Source organism: Shimia sp. W99, assembly GCF_053851455.3.
Genome location: NZ_JBSQBU020000001.1, coordinates 817,214 through 836,986, shown reverse-complemented (window position 1 = coordinate 836,986; position 19,773 = coordinate 817,214). Strand labels below are relative to the sequence as shown.

General features: G+C 59.2%; 16 protein-coding genes. 9 read left to right on the top strand and 7 right to left on the bottom strand.

Going from position 1 to position 19,773, the window contains the following annotated elements:
• Positions 1-87: 87 nt before the first annotated feature.
• Positions 88-510, bottom strand: coding sequence for a nucleoside-diphosphate kinase (gene ndk, locus ACS3QZ_RS04040; RefSeq protein ID WP_093094134.1), 423 nt, complete (start codon positions 508-510; stop codon positions 88-90).
• Between the two features lie 128 nt (positions 511-638).
• Here ndk and ACS3QZ_RS04035 point away from each other — a divergent pair, with 128 nt between their 5' ends.
• From ACS3QZ_RS04035 to ACS3QZ_RS04025, 3 genes are read left to right on the top strand one after another with little or no spacing between them, the layout of a single operon-like run.
• The gene (locus ACS3QZ_RS04035; protein ID WP_456036679.1) at positions 639-2,486 is read left to right on the top strand and encodes an ABC-F family ATP-binding cassette domain-containing protein; all 1,848 of its coding nucleotides are present in this window, start codon (positions 639-641) and stop codon (positions 2,484-2,486) included.
• Between the two features lie 15 nt (positions 2,487-2,501).
• Positions 2,502-3,128, top strand: coding sequence for a MarC family protein (locus ACS3QZ_RS04030; RefSeq protein WP_456036678.1), 627 nt, complete (start codon positions 2,502-2,504; stop codon positions 3,126-3,128).
• 38 nt (positions 3,129-3,166) lie between these two features.
• Positions 3,167-3,748 carry a retropepsin-like aspartic protease family protein gene (locus tag ACS3QZ_RS04025; RefSeq protein ID WP_456036677.1) on the top strand — a complete coding sequence of 194 codons (582 nt, stop codon included), beginning with the start codon at positions 3,167-3,169 and terminating at the stop codon, positions 3,746-3,748.
• A 6-nt stretch (positions 3,749-3,754) separates the two neighbouring features.
• Here the strand turns inward: ACS3QZ_RS04025 and ACS3QZ_RS04020 are convergent, their stop codons facing one another.
• Both ACS3QZ_RS04020 and ACS3QZ_RS04015 read right to left on the bottom strand, forming a co-directional pair.
• The gene (locus tag ACS3QZ_RS04020) at positions 3,755-4,216 is read right to left on the bottom strand and encodes a DNA polymerase III subunit chi (RefSeq protein ID WP_456036676.1); all 462 of its coding nucleotides are present in this window, start codon (positions 4,214-4,216) and stop codon (positions 3,755-3,757) included.
• 4 nt (positions 4,217-4,220) lie between these two features.
• Positions 4,221-5,696, bottom strand: a complete 1,476-nt coding sequence (locus ACS3QZ_RS04015; protein ID WP_456036675.1) for a leucyl aminopeptidase — start codon at positions 5,694-5,696, stop codon at positions 4,221-4,223.
• Positions 5,697-5,848: 152 nt separating this feature from the next.
• Between ACS3QZ_RS04015 and lptF the strand changes: the two genes are divergently transcribed.
• From lptF to pdxA, 5 genes are read left to right on the top strand one after another with little or no spacing between them, the layout of a single operon-like run.
• Positions 5,849-6,946 carry an LPS export ABC transporter permease LptF gene (gene lptF, locus ACS3QZ_RS04010; RefSeq protein ID WP_456039302.1) on the top strand — a complete coding sequence of 366 codons (1,098 nt, stop codon included), beginning with the start codon at positions 5,849-5,851 and terminating at the stop codon, positions 6,944-6,946.
• Positions 6,943-8,040 (top strand): LPS export ABC transporter permease LptG, encoded by a 1,098-nt coding sequence (lptG, locus tag ACS3QZ_RS04005; protein ID WP_456036674.1) that lies wholly within the window; start codon positions 6,943-6,945, stop codon positions 8,038-8,040. Before lptF ends, lptG begins: the two co-directional genes overlap by 4 nt.
• Positions 8,037-10,169, top strand: a complete 2,133-nt coding sequence (locus tag ACS3QZ_RS04000; protein WP_456036673.1) for an LPS-assembly protein LptD — start codon at positions 8,037-8,039, stop codon at positions 10,167-10,169. The genes lptG and ACS3QZ_RS04000 overlap by 4 nt, the downstream gene beginning before the upstream one ends.
• A 27-nt stretch (positions 10,170-10,196) precedes the next feature.
• Positions 10,197-11,414 carry a peptidylprolyl isomerase gene (locus tag ACS3QZ_RS03995; RefSeq protein WP_456036672.1) on the top strand — a complete coding sequence of 406 codons (1,218 nt, stop codon included), beginning with the start codon at positions 10,197-10,199 and terminating at the stop codon, positions 11,412-11,414.
• Positions 11,411-12,379, top strand: a complete 969-nt coding sequence (gene pdxA / locus ACS3QZ_RS03990; RefSeq protein ID WP_456036671.1) for a 4-hydroxythreonine-4-phosphate dehydrogenase PdxA — start codon at positions 11,411-11,413, stop codon at positions 12,377-12,379. The genes ACS3QZ_RS03995 and pdxA overlap by 4 nt, the downstream gene beginning before the upstream one ends.
• A gap of 19 nt (positions 12,380-12,398) precedes the next feature.
• Here the strand turns inward: pdxA and ACS3QZ_RS03985 are convergent, their stop codons facing one another.
• From ACS3QZ_RS03985 to ACS3QZ_RS03975, 3 genes are read right to left on the bottom strand one after another with little or no spacing between them, the layout of a single operon-like run.
• The gene (locus tag ACS3QZ_RS03985; protein ID WP_456036670.1) at positions 12,399-13,745 is read right to left on the bottom strand and encodes a cytochrome P450; all 1,347 of its coding nucleotides are present in this window, start codon (positions 13,743-13,745) and stop codon (positions 12,399-12,401) included.
• On the bottom strand, positions 13,742-14,956 hold the full coding sequence (locus ACS3QZ_RS03980; RefSeq protein WP_456036669.1) for a hypothetical protein: 1,215 nt from the start codon (positions 14,954-14,956) through the stop codon (positions 13,742-13,744). Before ACS3QZ_RS03980 ends, ACS3QZ_RS03985 begins: the two co-directional genes overlap by 4 nt.
• A 56-nt stretch (positions 14,957-15,012) precedes the next feature.
• Positions 15,013-15,765, bottom strand: coding sequence for a cytochrome c biogenesis CcdA family protein (locus tag ACS3QZ_RS03975; RefSeq protein ID WP_456036668.1), 753 nt, complete (start codon positions 15,763-15,765; stop codon positions 15,013-15,015).
• Between the two features lie 104 nt (positions 15,766-15,869).
• Between ACS3QZ_RS03975 and ACS3QZ_RS03970 the strand changes: the two genes are divergently transcribed.
• Positions 15,870-16,091, top strand: coding sequence for a sulfurtransferase TusA family protein (locus ACS3QZ_RS03970; RefSeq protein ID WP_456036667.1), 222 nt, complete (start codon positions 15,870-15,872; stop codon positions 16,089-16,091).
• Between the two features lie 45 nt (positions 16,092-16,136).
• Here ACS3QZ_RS03970 and ACS3QZ_RS03965 read toward each other — a convergent pair whose 3' ends face one another.
• A complete protein-coding gene (locus ACS3QZ_RS03965; protein ID WP_456036666.1) occupies positions 16,137-19,295 on the bottom strand; it encodes an Rne/Rng family ribonuclease in 3,159 nt (1,052 codons plus the stop codon).
• Positions 19,296-19,773 lie beyond the last annotated feature (478 nt).

Below are 19,773 nucleotides of genomic sequence, written 5' to 3'. Positions count from 1 at the left end.
CGGGGGCGTGGGGGCTGGCCCCCACTTGGGCATGTGTGTCGGGGCTGGCCCCAACGTCGGCCGGATCGCGTTAGCGATCCGAAACCCTTAGCCCACCAGTTCAAGGCCCGAGAAGAAATATGCGATTTCAACTGCGGCTGTTTCAGGAGCGTCCGAGCCGTGCACCGAGTTCTCGCCAACCGACTCGGCGAATTCAGCGCGGATGGTGCCGGGTGCCGCGTCGGCAGGGTTGGTTGCACCCATGACTTCGCGGTTCTTCGCAATCGCGCCTTCGCCTTCCAGAACCTGTGCAACGATCGGAGCCGAAGCCATGAATTCGCACAGTTCGTCATAGAAGGGGCGTTCCTTGTGCACGGCATAGAATTCGCCGGCTTGTGCCTTGGTCAGGTGAATGCGCTTCTGGGCAACGATGCGTAGACCGGCTTCCTCGAACTTGGCATTGATCTTGCCAGTCAGGTTGCGGCGGGTGGCATCGGGTTTGATGATCGAAAAGGTGCGTTCCAGCGCCATTGTGTATCTCCTTATTGAGCGGAGCGGCCTGCTCCACTGATGTTCGAATTGGCGCTCCGATAACATGGGTTCTCCCCCATGAAAAGCGATGATTGACGCCGCTCTCTTGTTCAGTCAAACGGTCTCACATGCTCAAGATTTCAGATATCAGCTACTCCGTCGAAGGCCGCCCCCTGTTTCAGGACGCTTCCGCCACGATTCCCCCCGGTCACAAGGTGGGACTGATCGGTCGTAACGGGGCTGGCAAAACCACGCTTTTCCGCCTGATACGTGGCGAACTGGCCCTAGAAGGCGGCTCGATCACCCTGCCCCAGCGCGCGCGCATCGGTGGTGTGGCTCAAGAGGTGCCGGGCAATGAGGTGTCGCTGATTGACACGGTGTTGGCCGCCGATACCGAACGCGCGGCCCTGATGGTCGAAGCCGAAACGGCAACCGACTCCAATCGGATCGCTGAAATTCAGACCCGACTGGCCGATATTGATGCCTGGAGCGCAGAGGCCCGCGCAGGTTCCATCCTCAAGGGGCTTGGCTTTGACCATGCCGAGCAACAGATGCCCTGCTCGGCCTTCTCGGGCGGGTGGCGGATGCGGGTTGCCTTGGCGGCGGTCCTGTTTTCACAGCCCGACTATCTGTTGCTGGACGAACCGACAAACTACCTTGATCTTGAAGGGGCGCTTTGGCTGGAAAACTATCTGGTCAAATATCCCCATACTGTACTGATCATCAGCCACGACCGAGAGCTTTTGAACCGTTCCGTCGGGGCGATCCTGCACCTTGATGAACGTAAACTCACCTACTACTCCGGCCCCTACGACCAGTTTGCCCGCCAGCGCGCCGAACAGCGCGCCGTGCAAACCGCAGCGGCCAAAAAGCAACAGGCACAGCGCGAACATCTTCAGGCCTTCGTGGATCGTTTCAAAGCCAAGGCCAGCAAGGCAAAACAGGCCCAGTCGCGCGTGAAGATGCTTGAAAAGATGACACCGATCACCGCCCCGGAAGATGCGGCACGTGTCGTTTTCACCTTCCCAAAACCAGAGGAACTCTCGCCGCCGATTATTGCCATGGAGGGCGGATCGACCGGTTATGGCGATACGGTGGTGCTCAAGAACCTTAACTTGCGCATTGATCAGGACGACCGCATTGCTTTGCTTGGCAAAAACGGTCAGGGCAAGTCCACGCTGGCCAAACTCCTCTCCGGGCGCCTCGCTCCGATGAGCGGCAAGTTCACAACCTCCAGCAAGCTGCGGATCGGCTTTTTTGCCCAGCATCAAGTGGACGAACTCTACATTGATGAAACCCCGATCCAGCACCTGATGCGCGAACGTCCCAGCGAAGCGCAAGCCCGGCTGCGCGCCCGCCTTGCCGGGTTCGGACTGGGGGCCGCTCAGGCGGAAACCGAGGTCGGGCGTCTGTCGGGGGGGCAAAAAGCCCGCTTGTCTTTGTTGCTGGCCACGCTCGACGCACCGCATCTCCTGATCCTTGACGAACCGACCAACCACCTTGACATCGAAAGCCGTGAAGCGCTGGTTGAAGCGCTCACAGCCTATTCCGGAGCCGTCATTCTTGTCAGCCACGACATGCACCTTCTCACGCTGGTCGCAGATCGTTTGTGGCTGGTTCAGGGCGGCACGGTTAAACCCTATGAAGAAGACCTTCCCGCCTATCGCAAACTCCTGCTCAGCGCTGACAAACCCGTGGGTAAAACCAAGGAAAAACCCGCCGCCAAGCGCGCCTCGCGCACGGATATTCAGGCCCTGAAGACCGAAATTCGTAAATGTGAAGCGCGGGTGGAAAAGCTCAACGAAATGAGCGACAAACTGGCGAAAAAGCTGGCCGATCCGTCCATCTACGAGGACGGAAAGCAGGGGGAACTGGAAGTCTGGCAGCGCAAATACGCCGAAGTCCGCGACGCTCAGGACCGCGCCGAGGATTTGTGGATACGCGCCTTGGAAAAGCTTGAAAAAGCCGAAAGCTGAGGGCTAGGGTTCCCGATGGACACGTCTGCGCTGATAACTGCCTTCGTCACGCTCTTCGTGATCATCGACCCCATCGGGTTGATGCCTTTGTTCGTGGCTCTGACTCAGGGTGTTCCCACCGCGCAGCGTCGTGCCATTGCCTTCCGCTCCTGCCTGATCGCTTTTGCCCTTCTGGCAATGTTCGCCTTTCTGGGCGAGGCCGTCCTGGGGTTCGTGGGCATTTCCATGCCCGCATTCCGTATTGCCGGTGGCGTTCTCCTGTTTCTGACTGCGCTTGACATGCTATTCGAACGACGTAGCAAGCGTCGCGAAGATCAGGCGGGCGATGCCGACGAGGACGATCACCCCGATCCATCGGTTTTCCCGCTGGCCATTCCCCTGATCGCGGGACCGGGTTCGATCGCAACGATCATCCTCCTGTCCGGTCAGTACCCCGGAGTGCAATCCACGTTCCTCGTGCTGGGCGTTGCCATGGCGGTTCTGGTCGTGGTGCTGGGACTCTTCCTCATGGCCGGACTATTTGAACGGGCGTTGGGGCGCACCGGTATCAACGTCGTCACCCGGCTTCTGGGCATGTTGCTGGCGGCCCTTGCGGTTCAGTTCATCCTGACGGGTCTGCGCGATTTTGGTTTTGTCACCTGACCCTTCCCGACAGATCCGTTCACGCCTATATGCTCCACATGAGCAATATCGAAATCGGAAACCTCGCCTACCTCGTCCTCCTGACCGCCGCCGTCGGTTTCTGGTTTTTTGTCAGCAATCGCAACTCATTGGGAAAGACGCTCCAGCAGGCCGTGATCTGGGGGCTGATTATCCTCGGCATGATCGCGGTCGTCGGCCTGTGGGACGATATCCGCTCGACGGTCAGACCCACGCAGGCGGTCTTTTCCGATGCTGGCAGGATCGAGATTCCACGGGGGCCGGATGGCCACTATCGCCTGACACTGGATGTGAACAACACACCGGTCACGTTCATCGTGGACACCGGCGCGTCCGATATCGTTCTGAGCAAACAGGATGCGCGCCGGGTGGGGTTCGATCCGGACGCCCTGCCCTATTATGGACGCGCCATGACCGCAAACGGAGAGGTGCGCACCGCACCGGTCCGGCTTGAGTCCGTTTCACTGGATGGCATCCAAGACCACAACGTTGCCGCCCGCATCAATGGTGGCGAGTTGCAGCAATCCCTGCTCGGCATGTCGTATCTTCAACGCTACGAGCAGATCACCATCGCAGGCAATCGAATGATCCTCATTCGCTAGCCGCGCCTAGCCGCTTTCTGCCTTCTTCTGCCAGGCACCGCTTTCTTCGCTCCAGTATTGAGCGCTGCAGCCTGCATCCACCAGCGCCTTCCATTGCCCCCGTGCATGCTGGACCGCGCCCGGGTCGTGTCCATCAAACAGGATACACACCCGCTCAAGCGCATTCACTTCGTCTGCCGCAACATCCGCCCCATCAATCGCCATGACACAGGCGGCATTGTTCGGGCGTGCATCGCCAGAGGTCAACAGGACTGGCTGCAACGCGTCGTGGGGCCCGCCTTCGAGCCCATGTGCCAGAAAACTCTCGTCGCCCAGTAACCAGAGTTTCTGGTCGAGCCATTCCATGCGCTGCGGATCCCGTCCGCGCACGGCGATTTTCCAGCCCGCCCCACGCGCCTTTTCAATGAGGCGCGGCAAGGTCGCCTCCAGCGGCGCACGGGTCAGGTGATAGAAATAGGCTGCGCCCACGCCTCTATTCCCCAGTTTCGAACTGGTCCGCCACCAGCCGGTTAAGCGCCATCACCCCCCATCCCGTTGCCCCTTTGGGCGCATAGGCGGTGTCGGTTTTCACGCTGGCAACCCCGGCAATGTCGAGATGTATCCACGGCACGCCCTCCTGAACGAACCGGTGCAGGAATTCTGCCGCCGTCACCGACCCAGCCGGACGCCCGCCAGTGTTCTTGAGATCGGCAATACGCGATTTCAACTGATCGGCATAAGCCTGTCCCAGCGGCATACGCCACGCCCCCTCGCTCTCGGCATCCGCGGCCTTGAGGAATTGATTGCACAAGACATCATCATTGGCAAAAACACCGGCCTTCTCATGGCCGAGACCGATGATAATCGCCCCTGTCAGCGTGGCCAGATCAATCATCGCAGCCGGTTTGAACCGATCCTGTGCGTAATGCATCACATCACACAACACCAAACGCCCCTCGGCATCGGTGTTGATCACCTCGATCGTATCGCCTTTCATTGACGTCACCACGTCCCCCGGACGGGTCGCCCGCCCCGACGGCATGTTCTCGACCAGACCGACAAGCCCCACGACATTGGCCTTGGCCTTGCGCAGCGCAAGCGCGCGCATCACGCCCGCCACAACACCGGCGCCGCCCATATCCATGGTCATATCTTCCATGCCGGCCGCCGGTTTGAGCGAAATGCCGCCGGTATCAAAAACGACACCCTTGCCAACAAGCGCCAGCGGAGCGGCCTCCTTGTCGCCGCCATTCCATTGCATCACGGCCACTTTGGACGGGCTGTCCGACCCTTCCCCAACCGACAACAGCGCACCCATCCCGAGGTCTTCCAAGGCCTTTTCCTCAAGGATTTCGACCTCAAGACCAATGCCCCGCATCGCCTCCAGCCGCGCTGCGAACTCACTGGTTGTAAGAACATTGGCCGGTTCATTCACCAGATCACGCGTGAAAAACACACCCTCAGCAACCGACAGGAGTGGTTCCGCTGCTGCCGAAACCTCTTCGGGCTTGGAGACCATGAAGCGCACTTTGCGCGTGTCCGGGGCAGCATCGGCGGTCTTGTGGTCGTCGAAACCATAGTCGCGCAGTGCCAAACCCATTGCAATTTCAGCGGCTTTCGGATGATTTCCCGCCAGAACCAGCATGTCCTTGCCGCCCCGCTGCTGCGCCAATTTCGCGCCGGCCTTGCGTGCCTCTTCGACGGTACAACGGCGCGGAAGGAAAACCACGTCGACGGCCTGCGCCGCCAACCCCATCGGCCACGCAAGCGCGGCATGATCCCCGACCTTGGCCTTTTCTCTCTGCGCTTCGCGCATGCGCTCGATGCCCCCCCGGCTCAGCCGGTTCACCCGTCGCGCTTCCTGGCCCAGGTTCCCCTCCAACGGAACCAACACGCAAATCCGGCCTTCTGCCGCCGCCACAGCATCCAGATTTGTCTCCTCAAAGGAAATGCTCACAGGTTTCGACACGTCTCAACTCCCCTACATTTTGCGTGAGTCCTAGCCTGCACAGACTGTATTTGCCAGATAGCAGTTTTCCCAGTGTTCCAATTCCTCTAATGTTCGCTCAAAACAAGATGCTTTGGGGGATTCTTGGGCAGTGAGCAGAATTCGACAGATATATCCTGTCGCAGCTCCTGACTCTGTTCGGCTTTTTTTCACTGGTTCTGGTGTCGGTCTACTGGGTCAATCGCGCTGTCGTCCTGTTCGATCAACTGATCGCCAGCGGTCAGAACGCGACCGTCTTTCTTGAACTCACGATCCTCAGCCTGCCGAACGTCATTCGGTTGGTGCTGCCCATGTCCGTCTTCGCTGCAACGGTCTATGTGATCAACCGTTTGAGCAGCGAAAGCGAACTGACCGTGATGCAGGCAACCGGGTTCAGCCCCTGGCGCCTCGGGCGGCCCGTTCTGTATTTCGGTATCATTGTTGCGGTAATGATGTCAGCCCTCACTCATTTTCTTGTCCCGGCAAGCCTTGTCCAGCTCACCGAGCGCCAAAAGGAAATCGCCGAGAACGTTACCTCTCGGCTGTTGACCGAGGGAACATTTTTGCATCCGACCTCCGGTGTCACGTTCTATATCCGCCAAATCTCCAATGATGGCGTTTTGCGCGACGTTTTCCTTTCGGACCGGCGCAACCCGGCGCGCACGACAACCTACACAGCAGAAGAAGCCTATCTGGTTCAGGACGACTCCGGCCCCAAGCTGATCATGGTCAGCGGCCTCGCTCAGATTCATTCAAGCAAAGATGGACGTCTGATCACCACCAATTTCTCGGATTTCTCATACGATATCGGTACCGTTATTAACCGCGATGCCAAGCCAAGACGCGAAATCAAACACCTTCAAACCACCGAGTTGCTTTTTGATAGCCACAGGCTTGCGCGAGAAACGAATATCGACCGGGGCGTCATTGTCTACGAAGGTCACGGCCGCTTTGCTCAGGCCCTTTCCACAATCGTCTTCCCGTTGGTCGGATTTGCCGTGTTGCTCGTCGGAGGATACAGCCGCTTTGGCGTCTGGAGACAGATTCTGATCGCCTTCGTCCTCCTGGTCATTCTTGAGTTGACAAAGAGCGCCATGACGGACCCGGTTCGAAACCATCCGAACATGTGGCCACTCGTTTATGCCCCGGCCTTGCTCGGCACCGTTCTGATCTTCGGCATTATGCGCTTGGCATCGAATCCGATCCATTGGCGGCGGAGGTCCCGCGCATGACCATTCACTTCTATTTCGCCCGCAAGTTCCTTTGGATCCTGCTTGGCCTGTTGGGCATCTTCTTTGTCTTGATGGCGCTGATTGACTTGATGGAACAACTGCGCCGTTTCGATGTCGATCAGGTTGGCTTTTCGTCCGTCGTGTTTCTCACGCTGCTCAAAACGCCGGAGGGGCTGTATCAGCTTCTTCCGCTCATCATCATCCTGGCAACCATCACTCTCTTCATCAGCCTGGCGCGCACGTCCGAACTTGTTGTGGTTCGTGCAGCAGGGCGTTCAGCCATTCTTTCACTACTGTCCCCCGTGACCGTGGCGCTCATGATCGGTATCTTGGCCGTCACCACACTCAACCCGCTCGTGGCCGCGACCAGCGTGCGCTACGACGAGTTGTCCGAACAAATGCGCGTCGAAGGACGCAGCGCCCTGTCGCTGTCCAGCGAGGGCCTCTGGCTGCGTCAGGGAGGCGCTCAAGGCCAGGCGGTCATTCACGTGGCGCGAAGCGACCCGGATGCGTCGATCTTCTATGACGTCACCATCGTGAGCTATGCCAAGGATGGCGGGCCCAAAACGCGCATCGAGGCCGCATCTGCGCAGCTCATCGAAGGCGCCTGGGAATTGCGCAACGCCAAGGCCTGGCCGCTCGTGCACGGCATTAATTCCGAATCCAATGCCCGTGAACATGAGCTCTTGCGCCTGCCAAGCACGCTTACCCCCGACCGCATCCGCGACCGCTTTGGAACCCCGTCCGCCATTTCCATATGGCATCTTCCCTCCTTCATCGAAGAACTGAAGGAAGCCGGGTTTTCCGCCCGTCGCCACATAGTCTGGCTCAACATGGAGCTTGCCCAGCCGCTGTTCCTGATGGCGATGGTTCTGATCGCTTCGGCGTTTACCATGCGCCATACCCGTTTCGGCAACACCGGGGTTGCCGTGCTGGTTTCGGTTCTCATTGGTTTCGCTCTCTATTTCGTCCGAAACTTTGCCCAGATCCTGGGGGAAAACGGGCAGATATCGCCCGCGCTCGCGGCTTGGGCGCCACCTGTTGCAAGTGTCATGTTGGCACTGGGTTTGTTGTTGCATATGGAGGACGGATGAACGCTGCCTCCCGTTTTCTGTCCGGCTGTCTGCTGTCGGTTACTCTGGCGTTTTCCGCCGGGGCTCAGACTGTTTCCGACCCCGGAAACGTCATGCTTGTTGCGGACCATGTCTATGTGTCGGGTGAATCTGTCCTGACGGCGCGCGGCCATGTCGAGGCCCTCATGGACGATGTGCGCCTGATGGCGACCGAAATCCAATATGACGCCAATGCCGACAAGATCACCCTGAAGGGCCCTATCCGGATCATTCAGGGGGACGAGGTCACGATTATTGCCTCTTCGGCAGAGCTGGACAGTGCTTTCAACAACGGGCTTCTTCGTAGCGCTCGCATGGTGCTTGACCAACAAGTGCAACTTGCCGCCAACCAGCTCAACCGCGTGGATGGTCGCTACTCGGTGCTCAGCAAAACCAGCGCGTCCTCGTGTCGGATCTGCCAAACCGGAGAGCCGCCCCTTTGGCAAATCCGTGCCCGGCGCGTGGTGCACGACCAGTTGGAGCGCCAGCTCTATTTTGACCACGCCAGCCTTCTGATCCGGGACGTCCCGGTGCTCTACTTTCCGCACTTGCGCCTCCCGGACCCCACGCTGGATCGGGCCACAGGCTTCCTGATCCCGACCGTGCGCACCACGAGCCAGTTGAGCTACGGCCTCAAGATGCCGTATTTCATTACCATCGGTAATCACCGAGACATCACCCTGACGCCCTATGTCTCCTCTGAGACAAGGACGCTAGAGTTCCGGTACCGCCAAGCCTTCAAGAAAGGACGGATCGAACTGAATGGAGCCGTGTCTGACGACACGATCCTGCCCAGCAAGACCCGTGGCTATCTCTTCGCCGAAGGCCGTTTCGACCTGCCACGCGACTTCAAACTCAGCTTTGATCTCAAGGCTGTCAGCGATGACAGTTATATCACCGACTACGATTATTCGGATGACGACCGTCTGGTCAGCAATATCACGGCGCAGCGTTCCTACCGTGACGAGGCGACGCGCGTTGCATTGCTGCACTATCAATCTCTTCGCCCGAATGAAGATAATAACACTTTGCCGACACTTGTTGCGGTAGCCACCACCGAACGGCGGTATTTCCCAAACGCGATTGGCGGAGAACTGCGCACAAATGTTGAGTTGCACGGCCACCAGCGCCGGTCCCACGCCGATATCGTGGGCCGGGATGTGGGACGCGCCCATGCTGACATGTCCTGGCGGCGCAACTGGATTCTGCCAAGCGGTGTACGCACTGGCGTGACGGGCGAACTGGCCTTTGACGCTTTTTATACCAACAACGACTCGACCTACCCTGACTATACCAGCCAGCTCACGCCCACCGTTGCGGCCCATGTCCGTTATCCCATGAGCAAGATCGGCTCTGATGGCGCCACCTATGTCATCGAACCCGTTGCCCAAATCGCCTGGACCGGCGGCAGTAATCTTGACGTGGCCAATGACGAAAGCACGCGCGTCGAATTTGATGAGGGCAACCTTCTCGCCTTGTCTAGATTTCCTTCATACGACCGCCGCGAGCGCGGCTTGGCCGGCGCTGTCGGGTTCAACTGGTCTCGTTACAGCGCGGCAGGCTGGCAGGGCAATCTCACGATTGGCCAGGTGTTCCACGAAGAGGACCAGGTGGATTTCACCCGGACATCCGGTTTGGACGATGTCGTTTCGGACCTTTTGCTCGCCGGGCAGATCAAAACCCGAAACGGTTTGTCCTTCACCGCGCGCACGATCTACGACTATGACGCCGGTATCAGGAAAGCCGATGCGCGGGTCGGCTGGAGCAATAGCAAGCTCTGGCTGGACGGACGTTATGTCTGGCTCGCGCCGGACGTGGCCGAAAACCGAACATCAACCCTTTCGGAATGGGCGCTGGACAGTCGCTATCGCCTGGCCCGCCACTGGACCGGCCTGTTTGATTGGCGATACGATGCCGGCAACAACAAAACCGCCGAAGCGGGTGTCGGACTGGAATACCGCAACGAATGCGTCAAGGTCGAGCTTTCGGTCTCGCGCCGCTTCTCAACATCCACTACGGTGCAATCGAGCACGAGTTTTGGCCTGACGGTCGCCTTGCTGGGCTTCTCGGTCAAATCGAGCCAGAAAAGTTACGACCGCACCTGCGGCTAGACGTAAATGAGCAGGAAGAACCACATCATGATATCCCGCCTTTTCACTGGAATAGCAGCCGTTGCTTTTGCTCTGTTCACGTCTCAGACCGCGCAGGCACAAAGTGCATTTTCGCCTGCCATCATCGTGAACGACCGGGTCGTCACATACTACGAAATCGAACAACGCGCTCTGTTGCTCGCGATCATGAACACGCCGGGCGATGTCCGCAAACTGGCGCGTGAACAGTTGATCGAGGACCGGCTCAAGCTCGAAGCCGCCGAGATTGCCGGCATCACCCCAAGTGAGGACGGTATTCAGGCCGGTATTGCAGAGTTTGCACAACGCGTGAACATGCCGCCCGAAGACATGATCAAGGCGCTGGCCGCGGAAGGTGTGGACGAGGAAACTATGCGGGCCTTTACCTTTTCGGGACTGGCCTGGCGCGGCGTGATCCAGACACGGTTCGGATCACGGGTCCAGATTACCGAAGAGGAAATCGACCGGGCCATTGCCTCGAACAGCGGCGCCGGCGGAATCCGCGTTCTCCTGTCTGAAATCGTTATCCCGGCCACGCCCCAGACCCGCGAGCAGGTCACGTCGCTGGCCGCGCAACTCTCACAGATCCGCTCGTTTGCAGATTTCGAAAATGCCGCGCGCACATATTCTGGCGCCCCGACGAAACAGGACGGCGGCAAGATCGACTGGATGTCGATCACCAACCTGCCTCCGCAGTTGCGCCCGCTGATCTCGGCACTTGGCCCCGGAGAGGTTACCGATCCGGTGCAGCTCCCCAATGCGGTTGCGATCTTCCAGATGCGGGGCATCGAGGAAACCGGGCGCCGCGCGCCCTCATATTCGGCAATCGACTACGCGATGCTCCACATTCCCGGCGGACGCACCCCGGAAACACTCGCCCGCGCACAGAAAATCCGGGACACCATTGACCGCTGCGACGATCTTTATGGTCTGGCCAAAGGGCAACCTGCCGGAACACTTGTGCGCGAAGCGCAAGCCCCCGGAAAGATTCCGCGCGATATCGCGCTCGAACTTGCCAAGCTTGATGATAACGAAGTCTCGACCGCACTTACGACGGCCAACCGCCAATCATTGATTTTCCTGATGCTTTGTGGCCGCACAGCGCAGCTTGGCGAAGAGCTTTCCCGCGAAGACGTCGCCGGGGCCCTGCGCCAGCAGCGCATGCAGTCCTTTGCAGACAGCTATCTTGAACAATTGCGCGCCGACGCGATCATCGTCGAAAAATGACCGCGGCCCCTATTGCTCTTACCTGCGGTGAACCCGCAGGTGTCGGTCTAGAACTGGCCGAGAAAGCCTGGCGGGCCCTGCGCGACGAGCTTGCGTTTTTCCTCATCGCCGACCCGGACCACCTACCGGGCACCGTTCCGGCCACGATCATTCAGGATCCCGGCGAGGCGTGTGCCATCATGCCCGGCTCCCTGCCCGTTCTGCCACATCCTTTTTTTGGTAAGGCCGTACCCGGTGAGCCCGACCCGGACAATGCCGAAGGCGTGATTGAGGCGATCGCGCGTGGGGCTGACCTCGCGATGTCCGGTGCCGCTTCTGCGCTCTGTACCGCGCCAATCAACAAGAAGGCGCTCAAGGTTGGCGCCGATTTTCCGTGGCCCGGCCATACGGAATACCTTGCCTATCTGGGGGATGTCGAAAACGTGGTTATGATGCTCGCCAGTGACGAGTTGCGCGTTGTGCCGAGCACCATCCACATCCCGCTGTCCGATGTACCGGCGGCCCTGACGCCGGACCTGTTGCGCCAAACCATCCGCATTACCGCAGAGGGGCTGCGTGCGCATTTCGGCATTCCGAACCCGCGCATCGCCGTGGCCGGCCTCAATCCGCATGCCGGCGAAGGCGGAACCATGGGCCAAGAGGATGCTACGATCCTTGCGCCGATCATCGAGGAATTTCGCGCCGGAGGGGTCGATGTCACCGGCCCCCTGCCCGCCGACACCATGTTTCACGCCGCCGCACGAGCCCGCTACGATGTCGCGATCTGCGCGTATCACGATCAGGCACTCATCCCGATCAAAACGCTGGCTTTCGATCGCGGGGTCAACGTGACGCTCGGCCTGCCATTCATCCGCACGTCCCCAGACCACGGAACCGCCTTCGACATTGCCGGGAAAGGTATCGCCGCCCCCACCAGCACCATCGAAGCCCTGCGCCTGGCCCATCGCATGGCCTCGCGCGCCTGACGAACGCACGCGTGTCGGCTCAACGGCGCTCCAGACGCAGCCGAATGCCATCTTTGGAGCGGACTGTCAGATAGGCCACCGGCACAGGCGAAGGCCCCTCCGGGGTGATCCGGAAATGTCGAAGGATCATGGAGAGGATCAGAGGCCCCTCGACCATCGCAAAGCCGGCCCCCGTGCAGACACGCGGTCCCGCAGAGAACGGCATATAGGCATCCCGTGCGCATTGACGGCCGTTCTCCGTCTGCCAACGCGTCGGATCGAACCCGTCCGGGTTGTCCCACAGCCGTTCATGCCGGTGCAGGTGCCATGGTGACAGCACCATCTGAGCACCCGGTCTGATCTCCCGGCTCCGGAACGTCTCGGGACAGGTGGACTGGCGCACCATCATTGGCACAGGGGGATAAAGCCTCAACGCTTCGCGAAACACATCCCGGCTCATTTTCAAACGCGAGACCGCCGAAAAGCTCTCCTCCAAATCAACGGCCTCTGCCGCGATCATTTCCTGCCAATCCGGGTAAAGCGCCATGAGATACAGCGCCCAAGCCAAAGCCGAAGCGCTGGTTTCATGACCCGCGAGAAAGAAGATCGCCACCTGATCGACCATTTCATCCGCGTCAAATGTGTCGCCGGTCTCCGGGTCGCGCGTCGTCATAATCTTGGTAGCAAGATCATCCGGTGCTGTCCCTGCACGGATAGCCGCCATACGCTCTTCCGTGAGTTGTTTGATCAACCTGCGGATCGCCGCTGCCGTCGCCTTTGTCTCTGCACGAAAGAACCGCGGCACCCACCGAGGCAGCGGCACAAAGGCCCCAAGGTTCAGAATGGGCTGACTGCGCTGGTAGTCCCTGAACTGCGAAAACACCTGGCTGGCGATCTCGTGTTCGATCGGGATCGAGAACAACGTGCGGAAAATGACGTCCGCCGCCGCGTGGCTGGTTTCTTCCTCGATCTCGACAACCTGCCCTTCAAGTTTTGCCAGACGCGTGATGGCAGCTTCGCTCGCCGCCCACATCGCGCCAAACGTGTCACGCAGCCGCCCGCCTTCAAAAGCCGGGTCAATGATCCGACGCTGACGTTTCCAAACCTCCCCATTGGTCAGGAACACCGAATCCCCCAACAAGGGGCGCAATCCCTCACTGATGCGGCTTGACTTGGGAAAATCATCGGGGCGTTCCTTGAGCACCGTCTTGATCAACTCGGGTTGGTTCAAAAGATAGGATCGGAAGAACGGTGTGCGAAACTCGGCCATCCAGGCGCGGTATAGCTTTGCTGGCTGCGCGGAAAGAATGTCCTCGCGAAAGAGCTTCACGTATTGGCGCAAGGATACCTTTTCGGGCCTCGAAGCGGGCTTTGGCGGCAATGTCATGGTGCGATTTGCGGAAACTTGTTTACCGCCCCCTCAATCCTAGATTTCGACGGGCTGCGCCCTTCGTAGCGCACCGCCAGCGTTTTCGGACCGGCCGTAATGCGGAAATAGTCATAGTCACCCGGTCGATCGAAGGCGCAAAGATACTGGAAATGCAGCCGGAAAAACCGCCACCGCAGCTCTTGCCAACGCTCGGGGCTCAGCGTCTGGGTAAAGGCTGCCGACACGACAAGCGGCCAACGCTTGTCTTCTGGCGCAACACCGCTCACCGACACGGGATCACACAATGCAAAGGCACAGCCATCCCCCGGCGCGGTCACATCCACCCATGTCAGCTCAGTGCGCGCCGACAAGTAAGCAAGATCCGCCCGCAACCGAAAGGCGCGCGGCAGGAAAGACACCATCGGCACCACCTGCCCCAAACTCAGGAAAGACAATGCCGGGCCATCCTCGGGCACCAGCCCCGCCCGGATGACATCCGACAGGATCGACACCGCCAGATGCGCACCCGACGAATGACCGACGACCAGCACCTCATCGACATCCTCTTTCAGGGCCGCTGCGATCCGCACACCGAACTCGGACATACGCGCCTCGAGCTCGGGAGGGTTTTTCCCCTTGCTTGCCGCCGAATAGGCATAGTCATGCATGAGGTAGTAGGCAAAGAACTTGCCGTCCTTCTTGCGAAACCACATCAGGACTGGCGGCACTACGGCAAGCCCGGCAAAACCGAACCACCATGGAAGGAAAAGGGCAATCACCTGACCCAGACCCCAAGCCAGCAAAAGCGCCAGGGCCAATTGCCCAATCAGGAACAATACAGGATATAGCGCCGCGATCACCGGCCCCTTGCGCAGCCGCATCAGCCGCCCCAGTGCCCCTGTTCCGATATAGGTCCAAGCGGTCCGGGCTAACTGCACATAAGTCGCCGGGATCGAATTCGACATGCTGTCCCGCACGATGTCCGACCAGACCAGCACCTCGACATCCGTCCCGGTTTCGCCGCCCTCTATGCGCCCCGCGACATGCCAGCCATACGGCCCGCCCTTGGTCTTCTTGGTCGTCAACGCAATCTCATAACCCGAGATGTCCGCCTGTGCGGCGCTTTCCGTGCGATAAAGCTCGCGATAGCGCCTTGGGTGAATGGGATCATAGCCGGGAATGTAAAACACCCGGCGGCGACGCACAATTGCGTGGCTGCTCTTACCCATTTGCCTGCCCTTTCTTTTCTGGCAGACTACCTCACTTCTGGGGCAAGAATATGCCCCTAACCAAGCGTTGCCAAGGCAGGGAATGTCTCAAGCAACCACCAGCTAAAGGTTGAGAATGCGCCTGTTACCAACATGATACCGACAAACAGAAGCAATCCGCCCATTATCTTCTCAATAAGCCCCATATGGCGTTTGAGCTTGTTCATGACCCCCATGGCCCGGCTGAGAAAAATCGCGGCCAAAAGGAAAGGAATACCCAAACCTGCCGCATAGACGCCAAGCAAAAGCGTACCCCGCGTCACCGACTGTTCTCCGGCCGCCATCGACAGGATTGCCCCCAGCTGCGGCCCGATACAGGGTGTCCAGCCAAAGGCAAAGGCCAACCCCAGAACATAGGCCCCAAAAGCCGACCCACCGGACTCCCCGGCATCAATACGCGCTTCGCGATCGAGGAAAGGAATGCGGAACACATTAAGGAAATGCAGGCCGAAAATAATCACGACGACCCCTGCAATCTGCCCAAAAAGCGTTTGATTCTGCAGGAAAAACGCTCCGAACGCCGACGCCGTGAACCCAAGGAACAGGAACACGGTCGAAAGCCCCATGACAAAAAACAGCGCCGCGATAATCGCCTTGCGCCGTGCCGCGCTTTCGTCGGTCAATTCGGCCATGCTGACCCCGCTCATATAGGCGAGATAGGGAGGCACAATCGGGAGCACACAGGGGCTGAGGAACGAGATCACGCCTGCAACCAGCGCGACCAGCATGGCGGGGATCAGGCCCGCGTCGATGATATCGATTCCGAACATGGCTCACCCTTATCCCATCCCAAAACCAAGGTCACGTGCACACCCGGTCACAGCTGCGTCACATCTCGGTTTACACAACAAATCTCGCGGAATATGTCATTGTCATGGATCATGAAATCGACGCAATTGGTCTCCTGTGCCCGCTACCAGTCCTGCGGCTACGCAAACGGATGATCCCGCTTGCGTCCGGCACCCGTATCCGACTGCTCGCGGATGACCCCGCTGCCATTATCGATGTTCCGCATTTTTGCAACGAATCCGGACATATGTTCCATGGCATGAGCGAACAGGACGGTCACATGATCTTCATCGTCGAAAAGCGATAGCGCAAAAGAAAACGCCGGGGTCTCCCCCGGCGCTTCTTGTTAAACTCAGCGGCCCATGGACCACCATCCGCGGCGCTTGGGCTTGGGCGGTTCGGCAGGCGCTTCAGGCGCAACCGTTTCTTCTTCCTTCGGCGCCGGAACCGGTTCCAAAACCTCTTCCGCAACCTCTGCGTCTTCGACACCGGTCTCGTCTGCTTCATCGGTCGCAACCTCGGCCTCAACCGCAGGCGCTCGCGCATCGACATCCTTACCGTTCACCACTTCGTGCGCAGCTTCGGCGGTTTCCACCTCCGGGGCCTCTTCCACCGTTTCCGGTTCGCCTTCGCCAGCAGTTGCTTCAACCGCAACAGTATCTTGCGACTCCGCCACTTCTTTAGAAGGTGTCTCGGATTTCTTCGACCGTGAGCGGCTGCGCGAACGGCTTCTTGACCGAGATTTGGGTTTTTCCTCTACCTTAACCGCTTCTGCGACCTCGGCTTCACCCTCGGCATCCGACTCGCTTTCACCAGCTGCGCCGTCGTGATCTTGGATCTCGTCGACTTCGTTGGCATCCGAAGCCTCGGCGTCATTTTCGGAAGACCCGCCCGACGATTTGCTCCGGCGGCGGCGGCGACGGCGGCGCTTCTTGGGTTTTGCCTCCTCCTCACCTGCTTCGGGCGTTTCCGGGGTTTCACTTGCCGCAGCGTCCATCTCGTCAATTTCGTCCATCAGGGACGTATCGACCGACACGACCGGGGCAGCGACCTCGGCAACCACGCGTGTCGCCGTCTTGAATTTCTCAAGCGTAAACTCAGGAGAGATCAGATGCATGTCGCCTTCGATGCGGACCGAAAGCCCATAGCGTGCCTCGATCTGCGCCACGTGCTCGCGCTTCTGGTTCATGATGTAGTTGGCAATCGCAACCGGACATTTCACCAGAACTTCGCGTGAGCGGCGGCGCGTACCCTCTTCCTCGATCTGGCGCAGGATTGACAGCGCAAGGTTGTCGTCCGATCGGATCAGCCCTGTGCCATGGCAGGCCGGGCAAGGCTGGGTCGTGGCCTCGATCATACCGGGCCGCAGACGCTGACGGCTCATTTCCATCAGGCCAAAGCCCGAGATGCGGCCAACCTGTATACGGGCGCGGTCGGTCTTCAGCTTGTCCTTCATGCGCTTTTCGACGGCAGCATTGTTCTTGCGTTCGTCCATGTCGATGAAGTCGATCACGATCAGACCCGCAAGGTCGCGCAGACGCAGCTGGCGCGCCACTTCGTCAGCGGCCTCAAGGTTTGTCTTGAGCGCGGTTTCCTCGATCGAGCCTTCCTTGGTGGCACGGCCCGAGTTCACGTCAATTGCCACCAGCGCTTCGGTCACGCCAATCACAATATAGCCGCCCGACTTCAGCTGAACGGTCGGATTGAACATGCCCGACAGATAGCTTTCCACCTGATAGCGCGCCAAAAGCGGCAGCGGATCGGTGTATTGTTTCACGTTCTTGGCGTGGGACGGCATGATCATCTTCATGAAGTCCTTGGCGATGCGATAACCACGCTCGCCTTCCACCAGAACCTCGTCGATCTCACGGTTGTAAAGGTCGCGGATCGAGCGTTTGATCAGGTCGCCTTCCTCGTAGATCTTCGCAGGTGCGATCGACTTCAGCGTCAACTCGCGGATCTGCTCCCAAAGCCGCTTGAGGTAGTCATAGTCGCGCTTGATCTCGGTCTTGGTCCGCTTGGCACCCGCCGTGCGCACGATGAGGCCGGCGCCCTGCGGCACTTCGATCTCCGACGCAATTTCCTTGAGCTTCTTGCGGTCCGCCGCGTTGGTGATCTTGCGACTGATGCCGCCGCCACGCGCCGTGTTGGGCATGAGAACGCAATACCGACCCGCCAGCGACAGGTAGGTCGTCAGCGCAGCACCCTTGTTGCCGCGCTCTTCCTTGACCACCTGCACCAGCATGATCTGGCGTACCTTGATCACTTCCTGAATCTTGTAGCGGCGCGGGCGCGGCTTGCGCGGCGGACGAATATCTTCGCTATCATCCTCCTCGGCGACGGATTCGATGCTGTCATCTTTGGCAGCGGCATCCGCCCCTTTTGATGGCGTTTCATCGCTTTCATCCACACCATCCACGTCTTCCGATGGCGCGTCCGTGTCAGAAGAAACATCTTCCGCTTTGGCATCCAAAACCGTGTCCTCTGCCGATGGCGTGCCGTCGGTATCAGCAGCCTCCTCGACGTCCTCATCCGGTGCGCTTTCCTCGGCTTCCGCCGTTTCTGATGCTTCCGCCGTTTCCACGACTTCTGCTTCGGAATCGTCGCCCTCAGATTCGGACGCGGCCGTTTCTGCAGGTTCCGGTTCTTCCGAATCCTGCGCTTCTATCACGGTCTCTTCGCCGGTCTCCGGGTCCTTCGTGGCCACCGAATCCTCGGATTCAGACTTGGCGGCCATGGTTTTGCCGCTGTCTTTGCCGTCGTCTTCTTCCTTGTTGCCCTCATCCGTCGTCTCATCTTCAGACGCCGCTGTAACTTCGGGTTCCTCGACTGACTCTTCCACCACCTCAGGCTCTTCTAACACCTCAGGCGCTGCCTCTTCTTCGACGACTTCCACCGTCTCAGTCGCGTTTTCAGTTACTTCGGAGGGCTCATCGACCGGCTCTTCAACCGGTGTTTCCGCGACAAGCTCCATCGGGGACAAACCTTCGGTGTCCTCCGCATCTCCCTCATCAAGGTCGATGGTCTCCATGCCGGCAATCGGCGCAGCTTCGGCCTTGTCAACAGCCTTGGAGGCTTCGTCCGCCGTTGCGACCGACTTATCCTCGGTGGCCTCGTTAACCGCGGTGTCCTTGGACTTTCTCGAACGCGAACGCGAGCGCGAACGGGACCGCGAGGATTTGGGTTTTTCCTCTTCCTCGTCGCGGGTCTTCAGCGACTCTGCATAGGCGCGCTCCTCTTCAAGCAGCGCTTCACGATCCGCAACTGGGATCTGGTAGTAATCGGGATGAATTTCCGAAAAAGCGAGGAAACCGTGCCTGTTTCCGCCATAGTCAACAAAAGCGGCCTGAAGCGACGGCTCCACGCGCGTGACTTTGGCGAGATAGATGTTTCCTGCTAGCTGACGTTTGTTTTCCGATTCAAAGTCGAACTCCTCGACCTTGTTTCCGTCCACCACCACGACGCGGGTTTCCTCCGCGTGGGTGGCATCAATGAGCATTTTCTTAGCCATGTTATCCGTGTGCACCCACGCAATCGTCCGCGCCCTGGTGGGGCGTTGAGGGCAAATTCCGAAGGGTGGCTTGTCTGTGCAATGTCAGGCGCGCGGACAAGAGGGCCGCTGGCGGCCTCTGCTCTGTCCAATAATTTGATCGCGCGCTTCATCGCGTTTCTTCTCCGACGCATCAGGCCTGCTTTGGCCCCGCGCCTGTTATTTGCCCTCCGCCATGCGGAGAGGCATCTCATTGGCCCCTTTTGAGGGCCTAATCGGTCTGAACAATGCGCCCGGCCATGGGCCTCATGCGTGACACTGTTCAGCGAAACTCATCTGGTCAGACTGAAAAACCCAAGTCTGCCGTGTATCTACATAAGACCAGCCAACTAGAAATTACAATGCCGAAACGACACCACCGACACGGGGAAGTCTGCATTTGACCTGACAGGGCCGAAATTCAATGCGCATGCGCATGGTCAAGCACGACACGCCGCGT